The organism is Streptomyces sp. NRRL S-495 (genome assembly GCF_000966955.1).
Lineage (GTDB): Bacteria > Actinomycetota > Actinomycetes > Streptomycetales > Streptomycetaceae > Kitasatospora > Kitasatospora purpeofusca.
Map to the genome: position 1 here is coordinate 1 of NZ_JZWY01000258.1, position 269 is coordinate 269.

Annotated in this window: 1 protein-coding gene; it reads left to right on the top strand. The window is 69.1% G+C overall.

The annotated features are described in order from the left end of the window. A partial coding sequence (locus VR45_RS14825) for a HAMP domain-containing protein (protein WP_045940216.1) occupies window positions 1–269 on the top strand: 269 nt, incomplete at both ends.

The window sequence follows — 269 nt, forward strand, 5'->3', positions numbered from 1 at the left end:
GACCAGCTCTCGGGCTTCGCCGAGCAGGTGACCAGGGTGGCCCGCCAGGTGGGTACCGAGGGGCGGCTGGGCGGGCAGGCGCAGGTGCCGTGGGCGGCCGGGGTCTGGCGGGACCTCACCGACAACGTCAACTTCATGGCGAACAACCTCACCGACCAGGTGCGGAACATCGCCCAGGTGACCACGGCCGTCGCCCGGGGCGATCTCTCGCAGAAGATCCAGGTGGACGCCCGCGGGGAGATCCTGGAGCTGAAGAACACCATCAACAC